The following is a 17,058-nucleotide window of genomic DNA, read 5'->3' as shown; positions in this document are numbered from 1 at the left end:
AATCTGCGGCACCGGCACCCGTGTCGCGTGCGGGCGACACTCTGCGCACCGCGATGCGCGTGCCTGACGGTCGGTTAGAATCGCGTGCAATCAAACAGAAAGCTTCCCTCCGAGGGCAATCGAGCGATGAAGCAGCACGACAAACACAACAAAGAAACGAAGCAAACCAACCACACCACCCGGCTGCTCTGGCGCATCGGCGCCGTCACGGTGCTCGGCGCCGCCGCGGCGCTGTCGCTGCATGCGGGCGCGGCGCGCACGGTGAGCGTGTCGCCGCAAGGCACCGTCACCGAAGTCCGGCAGAGCGTCGTCAAGTTCGACGAACCGATGGTCGCGTTCGGCTCGGCCTCCGCGCCGAATCCCGCACGCGTGACCTGCAACGACTCGACGGCCGCGCGCGGCCAGGGCCACTGGCTCGACGCCAAGACCTGGGTTTACGATTTCGAAAACGACCTGCCGCCCGGCGTGCGCTGTTCGGTTGCGCTCAACGACTCGCTGCGCTCGGTCGCCGGCAATGCGGCGAGCGGCCCGCGTCGCTTCACGTTCCAGACGGGCGGCCCGTTCCCGGTGTCGGTGCGTCCCGGCTCGCGCGAGATCGAGGAACGCCAGGTCTTCGTCATGAAGTTGAACGGCCCGGCCGAGCCGCGTTCGGCACTCGCGAACATCTGGTGCGAAGCGGCCGGCATCGGCAACCGCATTCCCGTCACGGCGGCCGACGACGATGCGCGCAACGCACTGCTCGATCATTTCGGGCTGAAGCAGGACGCCGCACGCGTGCTGACGCTGTCATGCTCGCAGGCGCTGCCGGCGAGCGCGAAGATGCAGCTCGTGTACGGCAAGGGTGTCGCAAGCCCGAGCGGCATCGCGAACGAGACCGAACGCCGCTTCGATTTCACCGTGCGCGCGCCGTTCGCCGCGAGCTTCTCGTGCGAACGCGAGAACGCGAAGGCGCCCTGCACGCCGCTGCGCCCGCTCACGCTGTCGTTCAACGCGCCGATCTCGCGCAAGAACGCCGAAGCGATCAAGCTGCGCGGCCCCGACGGCACGTTGAACCCGACCTTCGCGGCCGACGACCACAGCGAGGAAGTGACGACCGTCGCGTTCAACCCGCCGCTGCCCGCGCAGGCCGGCCTGACGATCGAACTGCCGTCGGGCCTGCGCGACATCACCGACCGGTCGCTGTCCAATGCCGACCTGTTCCCGCTGGCCACGCGTACCGCGCCGATGCCGCCGCTCGCGAAGTTCTCGTCGGGCACCTTCGGGATCGTCGAGCGCTTCGCCGAACCCGATACGCCCGCGCTCGTGCCCGTCACGCTGCGCAACGTCGAAGCCGACCTGCATATCGCGGGCCTCAACGCGGGCGGCGCGCAATTCGCGAACCTGAAGGTCGAGAACGACACGGCGATCCGCCAGTGGATGCGCACCGTCGACCGCTTCGACAACTGGTCGATGACGGCCGGCTCGATCGACAGCCAGATTCCCGGCCTGCTCGACCGCAAGGGCCAGCACCCCGTCTACGTGCCGCTCGAGGCCGGCGAAAAGCAGCCCGCGCCGAAGAACCGCCGCATCGACGTACGCTCGCTGTCGCTGCTCAAGGGCGAGTCCGGCGTGCAGACGATGACGCTGCCGCCGGCCGACCCGAAGACGCTGCGCCCGTTCGAGGTGGTCGGCGTGCCGATCGACAAACCCGGCTTCTACGTGCTCGAACTCGCGTCGCCCGCGCTCGGCCGCTCGCTGCTTGCGAAGCCGTCGAGCATGTACGTGCGCACCACCGTGCTCGTCACGAACCTCGGCGTGCACCTGAAACAGGGCCGCGAGAACAATCTCGTGTGGGTCACGACGCTCGACAAGGGCAAGCCGGTGCCGAACGCGCAGATCCGCGTGTCGGACTGCAACGGCGACGAAATCGCGGCGGGCAAGACCGACGCGCAGGGCCTGCTGAAGATCGACGGGCCGTTCGAGCCGAAGCGCGCATGCAGTTCGTCGGAGCAGCGCTTCGACGACTACTTCGTGTCGGCCCGCGTCGACGACCCGAAGACGGGCCCCGACATGGCGTTCGTCAGCTCGGGCTGGAACCGCGGGATCGAATCGTGGCGCTTCAACGTGCCGACCGATACCGACAGCGCGCCGACCGTGCGTGCGCATACGGTGTTCGACCGCACGCTGCTGCGCGCCGGCGAAACCGTGTCGATGAAGCATTTCATCCGCGCCGAAACGCTGCAGAGCCTCGCGTTCCCGTCGCAATACCCGACGCGCGTGACGATCCGCCATCTCGGCACGGGCCAGACCTACAAGCTGCCGCTCACGTGGGCGGCCGACCATAGCGCGGACACGCAGTTCACGCTGCCGGCCGCCGCGAAGCTCGGCGAATACAGCGTCGAGCTCGAAGGCGGCCCGGAAGATGCACCGACCGCCACCTACTACAGCGGCAGCTTCCGCGTCGAGGCGTTCCGCCTGCCGGTGCTGAAAGGCTCGATCGGCGCGCGCGACGCGCAGAAGAGCCCGCTCGTCGCCGTGAAGGAGGCGCCGCTCGCGGTGCAGATCGACTACGTGTCGGGCGGCGGCGCATCGAACCTGCCCGTGCAGGTGTCGGCGCTGATGAAGTGGGCATCGCCGCCCTTCGCCGATCGCTTCGAGGACTTCAGCTTCACGCCGTATCGTCCCGACGCGAGCGACGGCAACGCCGACGACGATTCGCAGGACGGCGACAACGCGTCGTCGTCTTCGAACCACGACCCCGATGCGACGAAGCTGATCGCCGACAAGCTGCCGCTGACGCTCGATCGCAACGGCGCGGGCTCGGTCACGCTCAAGGGCCTGCCGGACGTCGATGCGCCGAAGCGCATCGCGCTCGAAGCGACGTTCGCGGACCCGAACGGCGAAGTGCAGACGATCCGCGGCGACACGATCCTGTGGCCGGCCGCGGTGGTCGCCGGCATCAAGGCCGGCCGCTGGGTGTCGGTCGGCCAGCGCGTGCCGGTGCAGGCGCTGGCGGTCGATTTGCAAGGCAAGCCGCGCGCATCGGTGCCGATCGAGATCAAGGGCGTCGCGCACATCACGACGACGTCGCGCAAGCGGATGGTCGGCGGCTTCTATGCGTACGACAACAAGAGCGACACGCGCGACCTCGGCGTGCTGTGCTCGGGCAAGACCGACGACAAGGGCCGCATGGCCTGCGACGCGACGCTCGAGCAGGCCGGCAACGTGCAGCTGATCGCGGTCGCGAAGGACGGCGACGGCCGCACGTCGAATGCATCGACGTCGGTGTGGGTCACGCGCGAGGACGAGCTCTGGTTCGGCGGCGACAACACCGACCGGATCGACGTGATCCCAGAGAAAACGTCGTATGAACCGGGCGAAACGGCCCGCTTCCAGGTGCGGATGCCGTTCCGCTATGCAACGGCGCTCGTCGCGGTCGAACGCGGCGGCGTGATGGAAACGCACATCGTCGAGCTGAACGGCAAGAACCCGACCGTCGACCTGAAGGTCGGCGAATCGTGGGGGCCGAACGTCTACGTGTCGGTGCTCGCGCTGCGCGGCCGGATTCGCGAGGTGCCGTGGTACTCGTTCTTCACGTGGGGCTGGAAGGCGCCGGTCGAATGGGCGCGGGCGTTCTGGCGGGAAGGCCGTCACTATGAAGCGCCGACCGCGTTCGTCGACCTGTCGAAGCCCGCGTTCCGCTATGGCCTCGGCGAAATCAAGGTCGGCACGGGCGTCCACCGTCTCGGCGTGACCGTGACGACCGACGCGACGCGCTACACGGTGCGCAGCAAGGCGCAGGCGCACGTGAAGGTCACGCTGCCGAACGGCCAGCCCGCGCCGGCCGGCACGCAGATCGCGGTCGCGGCCGTCGACGAGGCGCTGCTCGAACTGATGCCGAACAACAGCTGGGACCTGCTCGACGCGATGCTGCGCCGGCGCGCGTACGGCGTCGAGACGGCCACCGCGCAGATGGAGATCGTCGGCCGCCGCCACTTCGGCCGCAAGGCCGTGCCGGCCGGCGGCGGGGGCGGCAGCGCGCCGACGCGCGAGCTGTTCGACACGCTGCTGCTGTGGAACCCGCGCGTGACGCTCGACGCGAACGGCAGCGCGACGGTCGAAGTCCCGCTGAACGACGCGCTCACGCGCTTCCGGATCGTCGCGATCGCGGCGGTCGGCCCCGACCGCTTCGGCACGGGCAGCACGTCGATCCGCAGCACGCAGGATCTGCAGCTGATCTCCGGCCTGCCGCCGCTCGTGCGCGAAGGCGACGCGTTCCGCGCGCAGGTCACGCTGCGCAACACGACCGATCGTACGATGCAGGTCGTCGTGACGCCGCGCGTGACGGGCCTGGAGGTCGCACCGCAGACCGTTTCGCTCGCCGCCAATACGGCGACCGAGGTCGCGTGGACGATCACCGTGCCCGAGCAGGCGCTCGACGCGGCCGGTGCGCTGAACTGGCGCATCGAGGCGGCCGAGCAAGGCGGCAAGCGCGCGTCCGACGCGCTGGCGGTCGCGCAGAAGGTCGTGCCCGCGCTGCCCGTAACGGTGCAGCAGGCGACGCTCGCGCAGGTCGACGGCACGCTGACGGTGCCCGTATCGGCCCCGGCCGGCGCCGTGAACAACGCGCAAGGTTCACCGCGCGGCGGCATCGCCGTGTCGCTGCAGTCGAAGCTCGCCGACGGCCTGCCCGGCGTGCGGCGCTGGTTCGAACGCTATCCTTACCGCTGCCTCGAGCAGCAGACGTCGCGCGCGATCGGCCTGCGCGACCCGGCGCAATGGCAGGCGCTGGTCGCCCGCATGCCCGTCTACCTCGACGGTGACGGGCTCGCGAGCTACTTCCCGCCGTCGTCCGACGATTCGCACCACGGCAGCCCGACGCTGTCGTCGTACCTGCTCGTGGTGTCCGACGAAGCCAGCCGCCTCGACCCGCGCTTCGCGCTGCCGGAGGATGTGCGCACGCAGCTCGAGGCCGGGCTCGCGCGCTTCGTCGACGGCCGCATCGAGCGCAACGCGTGGGCGCCGCGCCAGGATCGCGACCTGCGCAAGCTCGCCGCGATCGAGGCGCTGTCGCGCTACGGTGCCGCGCAAGGCCGCATGCTCGGCTCGATCGAGATCGCACCGAATCAGTGGCCGACGTCGGCCGTGATCGACTATCACGCGATCCTGACGCGCGTGAAGGACATCCCGCAACGCGACGAGAAACGCGCGCAGGTCGAGCAGATCCTGCGTGCGCGCCTCACGTACCAGGGCACGCAGCTCGTGTTCTCGACCGCGCGCGACGACGAGCTGTGGTGGCTGATGACCAGCAACGAGACCAATGCTGCCCGTCTCGCGCTGGAATTCGCGGGCGACCCGGCGTGGAAGGACGAGATGCCGCGCGTCACGGCCGGCCTGCTCGCGCTGCAGCGCCAGGGCGCATGGCAGACGACGACGTCGAATGCGCTCGGGCTGCTCGCGGTCGAGCGCTTCTCGCGTACCTACGAGAGCACGCCGGTCGCCGGCGCGACGAAGGTCGCGCTGGGCGGCGACGAGCGCTCGATCTCGTGGTCGCAAGCGGCACCCGCCGCACCCGCCGATACGTCCGCGTCCGCGTCGGCGACGCCCGCGACCCGCGCCGCCGCCGCGCGCAGCGTGATGCTGCCGTGGCCGCGCGCGTCGCAGGGGCCGGCCACGCTGTCCGTCACGCAGGACGGCACGGGGCGCCCGTGGGCGACGGTCGAGAGCCTCGCGGCCGTGCCGCTGCGCTCGCCGTTCGCAGCCGGCTACCGGATCACGAAGACCGTCACGCCCGTGTCGCCGGCCGTCAAGGGTGTGCTGACGCGCGGCGACGTCGTACGCGTGCATCTCGATATCGATGCACAGAGCGACATGACGTGGGTTGCCGTCAACGATCCGATCCCGGCCGGCGCGACGATCCTCGGCTCGGGGCTCGGCCGCGATTCGGAAGCAGCGACGCAGGGCGAGAAAACGCCGGACGGCGCGTGGCCGGCATTCATCGAGCGCGATTTCGACGGCTACCGTGCGTACTACGACTATCTGCCGAAGGGCAAATTCTCGGTCGAGTACACGGTACGGCTGAACAACGTCGGCACGTTCGGGCTGCCGCCGACGCGCGTCGAGGCGCTGTACGCACCGTCCGTGTACGGCCTGTGGCCGAACCCGCCGATGACCGTGAAGGCGGCCGACGCGGGCAAGTAACGAGAACGTGATGATCGATCTGGCATGGCCGCGGCCGGCGCGTTTCGCCGGCCGCGTATTCGTCGCCGTCGTGCTGGCGGCGCCGCTGGTCGCGCATGCACTGCCCGGCTACGACGACGTGCGCCGCAACTGGCGCAGTTCCGACTGGGTGCTGCTCGCGCGCGACGGCACGCCGCTGCAACGCACGCGCGTCGACCTCACCGAACGGCGCGGCGACTGGGTGTCGCTCGCGGATGTCTCGCCCGCGTTTCGCGAGGCGATCGTCGTGTCCGAGGACAAGCGCTTCTACGAACACAGCGGCGTCGACTGGCGCGGGATCGCCGGCGCCGCGTGGGGCAACCTGTGGAACGAGCGCACGCGCGGCGCGTCGACCGTCACGATGCAGCTCGCCGGCCTGCTCAGCGATTCGCCGCGCCGCTCGGGCCAGCGCTCGCTGCCGCAGAAGGCCACGCAGGCGATGAACGCGCTGCTGCTCGAACGCGGCTGGCGCAAGGACCGGATCCTCGAGGCGTACCTGAACCTGGTGCCGTTCCGCGGCGAGACCGTGGGGCTCGGTGCGCTGTCGCAGGTGCTGTTCGGCAAGGCGCCGTCGGGCCTCGACGCGCGCGAAGCCGCGATCGCGGCCGCGCTCGTGCGCGCGCCCAACGCGGCGCCCGCGAAGATCGCCGAGCGTGCGTGCCGGATCCTGCGCGACATGCATGCCGAGCAGGCGTGCGCATCGCTCGACGGCTACGTGCAGCTCGTCGTCGCGCGCCCGGCCAACGCGGTGCGTAACGACGTCACGGCGGACGGCGCCGCCCTCGCCCCGCACTTCGCGCGGCGCATCGCGGCCGAAGTCAAGCCGGCGGCCGGCGCGCAGGTGCGCACGACGCTCGATGCGCCGCTGCAGCGCTTCGCGCGCGACACGCTGGTGCGCGCGCTGACCGAGCTCAACGCGCCCGCGCACCGGCGCAACGTGCAGGACGGCGCGGTGGTCGTGATCGACAACGCGACCGGCGAGATTCGCGCATGGGTCGGGTCGTCGGGTGCGCTGTCGAGCGCGCGCGACGTCGATGCCGTGCTCGCGCCGCGCCAGGCCGGCTCGACGCTCAAGCCGTTCCTCTACGCGCAGGCGCTCGACGAAAAGCGGCTGACGGCCGCGTCGCTGCTCGACGACGCGCCGATCAACCTCGCCGCCGGCGGCGGCCTGTACATTCCGCAGAACTACGACAAGGATTTCAAGGGCTGGGTGAGCGTGCGCAGCGCGCTCGGCGGCTCGCTGAACGTGCCGGCCGTGCGCACACTCGTGCTCGTCACGCCGCACCGCTTCGCGCGCACGCTGACCGCGCTCGGCCTGCCGCTCGCGCAGGAAGGCGACTACTACGGCTTCAGCCTCGCGCTCGGCAGTGCGGACGTCACGCTGCTGTCCCTGACCAATGCGTATCGCGCGCTTGCGAACGGCGGCGTCGCGCGCCAGGTGGTCGACCTGCCCTCACCGGCACCGGCGTCCGGCGCATCGGCCCCCGTACGGGTGGACAGCGGCACGCGCGTGTTCAGCGAGGCGGCCAGCTTCGTCGTCACCGATATCCTGTCGGACAACAACGCGCGCGTCCGCACGTTCGGCTTCGACAACCCGCTCGCAACGCGCTTCTTCTCGGCGGTCAAGACCGGCACGAGCAAGGACATGCGCGACAACTGGACGATCGGCTACACGTCGCGCTACACGGTCGGCGTGTGGGTCGGCAATGCGGACGGCTCGCCGATGTGGGACGTGTCGGGCGTCACGGGCGCGTCGCCCGTGTGGTCGGCTGTCGTCGGCTACCTGCACCGCGACCTGCCGAGCCGCGCACCGCGCGCGCCGGCCGGCGTCGAGACGCGCCGCATCGCGTTCGAGCGCGACATCGAGCCGGCACGCAACGAGTGGTTCCTCGCCGGGACGGCGGTCGACACGATCCGGCTCGCGGCACCCGTCACGCCGGGCAAGGACGGTGCGCGTGCGCCGTTGACGATCGGCGCGCCGACCGACGGCACGATCTTCGCGATCGACCCCGACATTCCGCCGAAGAATCAGCGGGTCTGGTTCGAGCGTTCGGCCGGGCACGCGACGAAGTTCGCGTGGCGGCTCGACGACAAGGTGATCGGGCATGCCGACCGTATCGCGTGGCTGCCGTGGCCGGGCCGGCACCGGCTCGAACTCGTCGATGCGCGCGGCAACGTCGCGGATACGATCAGCTTCGAGGTGCGCGGCGCGTTCGCGAAAGCGGCCGCGCGCAAGCCGTGAGCGGATAAGCCGGCCGCTTACTGGCCGGCCGTACTCGCCTTCGGCGGCTGGGCGGAGAAGTCGAGTGCCGGCGCCGTCGAGATCGCCGCTTCGTTCGCGACGCTGAAGTTCGGGCGCGGCTGGTAGCCGAAAATCTTCGCGATCACGACGCCCGGGAACTGGCGGATCTGCACGTTGTAGTGCTGCACCGTCTTGATGTAACGGCCGCGCGCGACCGCGATGCGGTTCTCCGTGCCTTCGAGTTGCGTCTGCAGGTCGCGGAACGCTTCGTTCGCCTTCAGTTCCGGATAGCGCTCGGATACCACCATCAGGCGGCTCAGCGCGCCCGACAGCTCGCCCTGCCGCTGGTCGAATGCCGCGAGCGCGGCCGGATCCTTCGCCATCTCCGGCGTCATCTGCACGCTGCCCACGCGTGCGCGGGCCGACGCCACTTCGGTCAGCACGCGCTCCTCGTGCGACGCATAACCCTTCACCGACGCGGCGAGGTTCGGCACGAGATCCGCGCGGCGCTGGTACTGGTTCAGCACTTCGGACCACGCGGCATTGATGTCCTCGTCGGACGATTGAATCGCGTTATAGCCGCACCCCGCGAGCGGAGCCAGCACGCAGCATGCGATCAGGATTCGAAACCATTTCATCGTGGGTGACTTCCGGTTGAACGCTCCGGGCGGAGCGGTAGGTAAAAGGAAATGCGCGCGGCGGCTACCAACGGCCCGACGCACCGCCGCCGCCGCTCGACCCGCCGCTCCCGCGGAACGAATCGGAACGCGAACTCGAGCGCGACGAACCCGACTGCGAACCGGACGACGAAGACGAGTCGATGCCCATCAACTTCGCCCAGATCACGGCGAGCACGCACAGCACGCCGAAGATGCCGGACAGCACCTCCTCGATCGAATAGTCCATCTCGCGCCCGATCGCGATGATCATGAACAGCGTGCCGCCGATGATCGCCGTGTATTTGCGCACGCGCGCCGATCGGAACAGGTTGATGCCGAGCAGGCACGGCACGACGCCCGCCGCCGCCGGGACGAACAGCGCTGCGCAGAGGATCTCCACGAGATTGCCGTTGAAGATCGCGCCGACCGGCAGCATCACGACCGGCACGACGGCCGCCACGAGCCAGGCCGCCGGGAGCGTGATCCGCAGGCGCAGCCTGCGCCACTCGGCGACCACGCCCAGCACGACGCAGGCAAGCCCGAGCAGGAACCAGAACCGTACGCCGCCGGTCTTCGGGGATTTGCGCACGGGCAAGCCGTTCGACTGGTACGTTTCGCCGTCGGGTCGTGTGGCGCGGGGCGATGAGTGCGTGGTATCCGTCGCGTCCGTGTCGTCGCGCCCGCGCATCGCCGTCTCCGGGGCGGCCTGCTCCGGTGTCGCCATGTCCGCAGGTGCCACTTCGCGCATCAGCGCGTCGACCGCATCGCTGATGCCAGCTTCGATGCGGCTCTCGCGAAACGCCGGCACGACCCGCTCACGGATGATCCGGCCCGCGACGATGTCCGGAATCGTGCCTTCGAGCCCGTAGCCGACTTCGATCCGCACGGTACGGTCGTTGAGCGCGGCGACGAGCAGCACGCCATTGTCGACTCCGCTTCGGCCGAGCTTCCAGCGATCGAACACGGTGGTTGCGAACTGTTCGATCGTCGACTGCCCGGTCGAGCCGACCAGCAGAATCGCAATCTGCACGCCGTGTCGTTGTTCGAGCGCGGCGAGGCGGTCGGTCAGTTCGGATGCGCAGGCGGCACTCAGCACGCCCGTCATGTCGGTCACGCGGCCTTTCAGCGGCGGAGCGGCTTCGGGTTTGCCGGCGACGGGATAGACCGCGGCGACGGCCTCGTGTGTGCAGGCCGACTCAGCCGGCGCTGCCAGCGAGCCGGCTGACGATGCCGCGATCGCGGCGCTGTCGGCGCCCGCCGGCGCGGCAAACACGGCACTGCCGAACAGCAGGGCCGCGCCCGCCAGGGTGGCTGCGGCCTTCCGTGCGCCGGACCGCACTGCCGCGCCGCGCATGTGTATGTGCTGAACGTCGTGGCGGGCCGTGTGGGCCCGCGATGCCGGATTGCCGTCGCAACCCGCCGGGCACGGCCGGCCCGTTAGTCGTTTGAAGTTCATGTCGGAAACGGCACGCCGGCCCTCTCGGGAACGGCGCGTTCTCTCATCGTTTTTAGTCGTCCCGCAGCATAACGAATTGCGAAGGGAACTGAAAGGTTTCCGACCGAACGCGTGCAGAGGTCGATCACACGCGCCTCCCGTCGTCGGACACGCGTCGCGCCGTCGCCGCCGGACCGTCCTTCGCGCAAGTGACGCAGCCGCCCAGCGGAAGCGTGCCTGAGCCGTCGACGCCAAGTCGAACAGGCCAGCAGCACGCCGATTCGGGACATAGAATGAGAACAGCGCCGTATTCCCGACGCTCGCCGGTTGCCCCATTCTCCCGACTGCCCGCGACCATGAACATTCGCCACGAACGCTTCACCCGCCCCGCACTTGGCGCCTTGTGCGTTGCAACGCTCGCAGCCCTCCAGGCGTGCAACGGCGACGCCTGCTTCGGCGTCGATGCCTGCTTCAACAACAACACGCAGACCGTCGCGCTGTCGGGTACGGCCGCGACGGGCGGCGCGCTCGCGAGCGCGCAGGTGACGGTCAGTTGCGCGGCCGGCTCGGCGACAACGCTGACGGACGGCGGCGGCAACTACCGCGTGACGGTCAACGCGACGCTGCCGTGCGTCATCACCGTGGCGTCGGGCGGCACGAGCCTGCATTCGCTTGCCTATGCGGGCGGCACCTTCAACACGACGCCCGAGACCGAGCTGATGCTGGTCTATCTCGCGGCGCAGCTCGGCACGAACACGGCCGGGCTGATCGGCAATTTCCAGGGTAGCCTGCACGATCAGCAGGTGATGAACGATCCGAACGCGGTCCAGGCCGCGCAATCGGCCGTGGTGTCGAACCTGCAGCAGCGCTATGCGGTCACGCTCGCGGCGCCGGCGTTCCTGACCACGTCGTTCGTGGTCGGGCAACCGGGCGTCGACAGCGACCTCGTCGCGCTGGCGAAGGCCGGCGCGATCGATTCGAACGGGCAGCCGGATCCGGCCGCCGTATCGCTACTGACACAGGCCGGCGCCGCACATCCGCTGTAAGCCCTGACGCGGGCGCGGCATCGGGCGTCACGCGTCCACAGCGCTCTCGTTGTCGGCCAGCAGCGCCCACCGTTCGTGGTCGCGCCATTCGCCGCCGATACGCAGGTAGCGCGGCGAAAAGCCTTCTTTCATAAAGCCGAGCCGCCGCACCAGCGCGATCGACGCGTGGTTGCCGGGCTGGATGTTCGCTTCGAGCCGATGCAGCCCCAGCTCGCCGAATGCGACGACGATCGCCGCGCGCAGCGCATCCGTCATCAGCCCCTTGCGGCTGAAATCCGCCATCCCGTAGTACCCGAGATACGCACTCTGAAACACGCCGCCGACGATCTCGTTGAGGTTCACGACACCGGCCACCGCACCGGAAGCCCGATCGCGCGCGACGAGGCCGACGTTCGGCCCCGTCAGGCAGCGGTTGAACCATTGGTCGAATCCCGCCTGGTCGACGAACGAGTCGACCCACGGCAGATGATGACTCCGGCTCGCTCGGTTGGCGGCGATCAGGTCGGCGGCGTCGGATCGGGCGACGCGGTTCAGCAGGATTCGATTCATCGGTCGGCCGGCGGCGCTTACGCGGCCTCCCCGCTCCGGCACGCGACCGGCGCGGCCTGCTGCTGCGACAGGTAGCGCAGCAGCTTCGTCACCATCCACACGACGATGAACGACAGCGCGACGAAGAACACCGCAAGCGGCGTCAGCACGTGGATCGACACGAAACCGGCGAGGCCCATCATCGCGGACGACACGAGCAGCAGCGCGCAGCCGAGGATCGCGCTCGTCAGCCCGGCGATATGCGGAAACAGCGAATTGCCCTTGGCCATCAGCGTCGGATACATCGCGCCCGCGCAGAAGCCCATCACGAGCACCGGCGTCGCGAGCGTCCACACGCGCAGGCCGACGGTCAGCGCGAGCACCAGCATCGCGACCGATGCGCCGGCCATCACGCGCGCGCCGATGCGCAGCCGTTGCTCGGCGCTCGGCAGCCCGCGGCCGTGAATCCGGTTCGACAAGCCGCCGAGGAAATACATCAGCCCGATCCCGAGCGCGAGATAGCCGAAGAAGGTCGGCGGCTTGTGCAACGTTGTCTGCACCATGAACGGCCCGACGATGTTGAACACGAGCAGGATGCTGTAGCACAGCCCCTGTGCGAGGAAGCAACTCTGGAACACCGGGCTCGCCAGCACCTTGCCCGCGTTCGTCATCAGCGTGCGCGGCTCGAGATGCACCGGCTTCGGCAGGGTTTCGCGGTAACGCCACAGCAGCGCCCACATCGCCAGCGAGTAGACCAGCAGGAACACCAGGCACGCGCGCCAGCCGAACCATTCCTGCAGGTGCGCCCCTATCACCGGCGCGATGATCGGCGCCAGCCCCCACGCGATCGACATGTACGTGAACGCGTGCATCAGCGCCTGGCCCGAGAACGAATCGGTGATGATCGCCTTCGCCAGCAAGTTGGTAGTCGCGATCCCGAAGCCCTGCAGGCAGCGCGCCAGCACGAACGTCTCGAGGTTCGGCGCGCCGAGCGACAGCAGGCAGCCGATCGTGTAGATCACGAGCCCGAACGCGAGCACGCGCTTGCGGCCGTACGCGTCGGCGATCGGCCCGAAGATCAGCTGGCCCAGCGCGTAGGCCGCCATGTAGCCGGACACGCTCGACTGGATCGCCTGCGGCGTGGTCGCAAACGAACGCGCCATATCGGGCAGCGCGGGCACGTAGATGTCGATGGCGAGTTGACCGGCGGACGCAAACAGGCAGATCAGGAACAGCAGGAAGCGCGGCGAATTCGACTCGCGCGCCGGGGTGAGCGTGGCGTTCATGACGACTGGGGAGGATCTCGGGCAGCAGTGACGTGCCGACAATGTTCGAATTGCGAACATGCGTGCGGTCGCGACGAATCCCGTATTGTGCCCGTTGTTGCATCGGGCGACCGGATTCCCATGGCGCGCGCGAGGTTGAATGCCGATTGCGGCACATCCTGAAAGGCGCTGGCCGGGATGAACCCGTCATCGCGACGGCCCGCCCTGCGCGAGCCGGTCGTCAACTCGACACCTGGCGCGACTCGCCCCGCTCCCGAACCGCCGGCACGCGCCGGCGGCGTTTCATCGCGACGACCGGATCAATACTGCGCCTGGTCCGTCGGATTCTTGAACAGCTGCTTCATCTCCGCCGACAGCGGATAGTCGAGACTCACGCCCTTCGGCGGAATCGGTTGCGTGAACCACTGGTTGTAGAGCTTCTCGGCCGCGCCCGACGTCTGCATTTTCGCGATCACACCGTCGACGACATGCTTGAACGCCGGATCGTCCTTGCGCATCATGCACGCGTAGTTCTCGTGGACGAGCGGCGTGCCCGTCACCGTATACGCGCCGGGATTGCGATCCTTCGCGATCTCGCCGTACAGCAGCGGCTCGTCCATCACGAACGCCACCGCCCGCCCGGTCGTGACGTTCATGAACGCTTCGGCGTGATCCTTCGCGCTGATGATCGTCATGTTCATCGCCTTCTCTTCGTTGAGCTTGCGCAGCAGACGCTCGTCCGACGTGCCGGCCGTGGTCGCGACCGTCTTGCCGGCCAGGTCCGTGAAGTCCTTCACGCCCGAATCCTTGCGCGTGCTGAAGCGAATGCCGTAGAGAAAGATGCTGTTCGAGAACGCGGCCTGCTTCTGCCGCTCGAGCGTGTTGGTCGTCGATCCGCATTCGAAATCGATCGTCCCGTTCTGCAACAGCGGAATCCGGTTCTGCGACGTGATCGGAATTTCCTTGACCGTGAGGTTCGGCACGTTCAGTTCCGTCTTCAGTTGGTCGATGATGCGCGACGCGATGTCCCGCGAGTAGCCGATGTTCTTCTGCTGGTTGTCCGAATACGAGAACGGCACCGACGATTCGCGAATGCCGAGCGACACGATGCCCGTGTCCTTGATCTTCTTCAGCGTACCGGTGAGGGCCTGCGCGTGCGCGGCACCCGCCAGTGCACAGGACAGCGCGACAGCCAGCCAACGGAAGCGGCGATCCATGCTTTTCTCCTGACGAAACGTTGATCGAATCGCGATCCTACGCCCGACAAAATTCGCGTCGCATCAGGGAAAGCGTAAGCGGCCTTCCGCAACCGCGGGCCATGAAAGATGTTTTCCGTGCCGCGCCAATCACGTCGAAGCGGTGCGTTCGGCCCGACCGGCCGCGCGCGGACTCGCCGCCATCCTCTGTGCCACGCGTTCCAAACGCGCGTTCATGCCGCGACGCACCAACGTAATCGTTTGCGGCCACCCCTGTTTTTCTCGTGAAACGCACTCAAGAAGCCGCCGTGCAAGCCGTTACCCAGAGCATGGCGCGTCGCAGCAACCTGGCTGCAACCGTCAGACAAAAAAGACTAGGTCCGGGTCAGCCGGACCAGCGCCACCGCCGGCACGACGGTTATCTACGAGGATCGAGTTTCAACATGAGAGCCAAACGTTTCAATTTTGCGCTGGCGCGCTCCGCACACGCGCGCATGCTCGCCGGCATGCTGTCCGCCGCCGCCCTACTGCCTCTCGCCGGCTGCGGCGGAGGCGGCGGCGACGGCAGCAACCCCTCTTCCTCCAACGCGTCGCCCGCACCCGCCCCGACGCCTGCCCCCACCCCCGCGCCCAGCAACCCCACGACCCCGCCCGCCTCGTCCGGCAGCAATGCATGCGCCACGCAGCAGGCCGCCGTGCAGATGGCTGCGCAGACGGCACCGGTCGAGCCGCCGGTCGATCACCTGATCGTCAAGCTGAAGACGCTGACGGCCACGCGTGCGATGGCGGCCGTCGACAACGGGACGCGCCTCGATGCGGTCATCCAGCGCTCGATGACGCGCTGGACGGCGCCGGTGACCGGCAGCGCGCGCGCCTATGCGAGCACGGTCGCGCAAACGCCAGTCAACGTGCAGGTCGAGCGGACGATCTCGAACGGCGCAGCCGTGCTGTCGCTCGGCCAGCGCATGGCGGCTGCCGACGCAGCCGCCCTGGCGCAGGCATTCGCGGCCGACGGCGATGTCGACTACGCGGAACCGGATCACCCGATGCAGGTTCGCGACACGCCGAGCGACCCGCTCTACAACCAGCAGTGGAACCTGTCCGATCCGACTGCCGGGATCGACCTGCCGCCCGCGTGGAGCGCGACCAAGGGTTCGCCGACCGTCGTCACCGCCGTGCTCGACACGGGCTACCGGCCGCACGGCGACCTGGTCGGCAACCTGCTGTCCGGCTACAGCTTCATCAGCAACGTCAACACCAGCAACAACGGCCTGACGCGCAGCCCCGATGCAACCGATCCGGGCGACTGGGTCACGCAGCAGGAACTCGACAACGCCAACGGTCCGTACTATCACTGTGCGAGCCAGCCGAGCGACAGCAGCTGGCACGGCACGCGCGTGATGGGCGTGATCGGCGCGACCGCGAACAACGGCACCGGCATCGCCGGCGTGTCGTGGCTCGGCCAGATCCTGCCGGTGCGCGTACTCGGCAAGTGCGGCGGCGTGACGAGCGACATCGCGGACGGGATGCGCTGGGCAGCCGGCATCCCCGTGAACGGCGTCCCGACGAACCCGCGGCCCGCGAAGGTCATCAACCTGAGCCTCGGCGGCGTCGGCGCATGCAGCACGACGTTCCAGCAGGCGATCGACGACGTGACCGCGAAGGGTGTGACCGTCATCGTCGCGGCCGGCAACGACGGCTTGTCGACCGGGCTCGACCAGCCCGCGAACTGCCGCGGCGTGATCACCGTCGCCGCGACCGACGCGACGGGCCGCCGTGCATCGTTCAGCAACTTCGGCGCCGACGTATCGCTGAGCGCGCCGGGCGTCAACATCCTGTCGACGTCGAACACCGGCACGACGACGCCGGGCGCGGACACCTACGGCCTCGCGAACGGCACCAGCCTCGCGACGCCGCAAGTGTCGGGCGTCGCGGCGCTGATGCTGTCGGTAAACGGCAACCTCACGCCCACGCAGATCCAGCAGAAGCTGCAAGGCGGCACGCGCGCGGCGAAGCTGGCAGCCGGCACGTCGTGCACCGCGATGCCGGCAGGCTCGGGCATCCTCGATGCAGGGGCCGCCGTCGCGTCGGCGAACCAGTAACCGGCGCCCTGCCCGAAGCGGCCGCGCACATGCAGGCATGGCATGCGCGCGGCCGCTTCGTTGCCGGCCCGCCGGCGCTTCCGCGAGCCCGCATCGACCCGATCACGCATCTCGAAATAACGCCTGACAAAAGGGTTGACGCTTCGCACAGCGAGCCATTACCATCGCTCCCGTCTCATTACTTGGAGTGTTCTGTGAACACCGATGCGAGTTGTAGTTGGTGCTTGACCAACTCGACTGCTGCCTGAGGAAAACGCGCAGAGCCTCGTCTTCTGCCGCATCCCGGGAAGCAGGATGCGGCGTCCTTCCGGCCTGAGTACTGGCCCGATCTCCCGCCGAATTTTTCGAAGTTGTCGAATGCACGCGACGCGCCGTCGCGCGTGTGCG

Annotated in this window: 9 protein-coding genes; 4 read left to right on the top strand and 5 right to left on the bottom strand. The window is 68.7% G+C overall.

The window, feature by feature from the left end; translation table 11 throughout:
- Window positions 1-126 precede the first annotated feature (126 nt).
- Window positions 127-6,180, top strand: a complete 6,054-nt coding sequence (locus AC5LXX_RS22195; RefSeq protein WP_493413175.1) for an alpha-2-macroglobulin family protein — start codon at window positions 127-129, stop codon at window positions 6,178-6,180.
- Window positions 6,181-6,190: 10 nt separating this feature from the next.
- Window positions 6,191-8,440, top strand: a complete 2,250-nt coding sequence (pbpC, locus tag AC5LXX_RS22190; RefSeq protein WP_493413174.1) for a penicillin-binding protein 1C — start codon at window positions 6,191-6,193, stop codon at window positions 8,438-8,440.
- A 17-nt stretch (window positions 8,441-8,457) separates the two neighbouring features.
- On the opposite strand, the gene AC5LXX_RS22185 is transcribed toward pbpC, so the two are convergent.
- On the bottom strand, window positions 8,458-9,078 hold the full coding sequence (locus tag AC5LXX_RS22185; RefSeq protein WP_493413173.1) for a LemA family protein: 621 nt from the start codon (window positions 9,076-9,078) through the stop codon (window positions 8,458-8,460).
- Window positions 9,079-9,142: 64 nt separating this feature from the next.
- Entirely contained in the window at window positions 9,143-10,870 is a 1,728-nt protein-coding gene (locus AC5LXX_RS22180; RefSeq protein ID WP_493413172.1) for a TPM domain-containing protein, read from the bottom strand.
- A 20-nt stretch (window positions 10,871-10,890) separates the two neighbouring features.
- Between AC5LXX_RS22180 and AC5LXX_RS22175 the strand changes: the two genes are divergently transcribed.
- Window positions 10,891-11,580 (top strand): hypothetical protein, encoded by a 690-nt coding sequence (locus AC5LXX_RS22175; RefSeq protein WP_322083484.1) that lies wholly within the window; start codon window positions 10,891-10,893, stop codon window positions 11,578-11,580.
- A gap of 27 nt (window positions 11,581-11,607) precedes the next feature.
- On the opposite strand, the gene AC5LXX_RS22170 is transcribed toward AC5LXX_RS22175, so the two are convergent.
- From AC5LXX_RS22170 to AC5LXX_RS22160, 3 genes are all read right to left on the bottom strand, one after another.
- Complete coding sequence (locus AC5LXX_RS22170; protein WP_493413171.1) at window positions 11,608-12,129, bottom strand: GNAT family N-acetyltransferase; 522 nt, start codon at window positions 12,127-12,129, stop codon at window positions 11,608-11,610.
- Window positions 12,130-12,146: 17 nt separating this feature from the next.
- Window positions 12,147-13,394: a multidrug effflux MFS transporter gene (locus AC5LXX_RS22165; RefSeq protein WP_493413170.1), complete on the bottom strand. Its 1,248-nt coding sequence runs from the start codon at window positions 13,392-13,394 to the stop codon at window positions 12,147-12,149.
- Between the two features lie 299 nt (window positions 13,395-13,693).
- Window positions 13,694-14,590: a glutamate/aspartate ABC transporter substrate-binding protein gene (locus tag AC5LXX_RS22160; RefSeq protein ID WP_493413169.1), complete on the bottom strand. Its 897-nt coding sequence runs from the start codon at window positions 14,588-14,590 to the stop codon at window positions 13,694-13,696.
- Between the two features lie 422 nt (window positions 14,591-15,012).
- Here AC5LXX_RS22160 and AC5LXX_RS22155 point away from each other — a divergent pair, with 422 nt between their 5' ends.
- On the top strand, window positions 15,013-16,671 hold the full coding sequence (locus tag AC5LXX_RS22155; RefSeq protein WP_493413168.1) for a S8 family peptidase: 1,659 nt from the start codon (window positions 15,013-15,015) through the stop codon (window positions 16,669-16,671).
- The last annotated feature ends 387 nt before the right edge of the window (window positions 16,672-17,058 follow it).

The sequence above is a fragment of the Burkholderia torrens genome (assembly GCF_984668525.1).
Note: the sequence above shows the minus strand (reverse complement) of the source record. Positions and strands in the feature narration are given on the sequence as shown.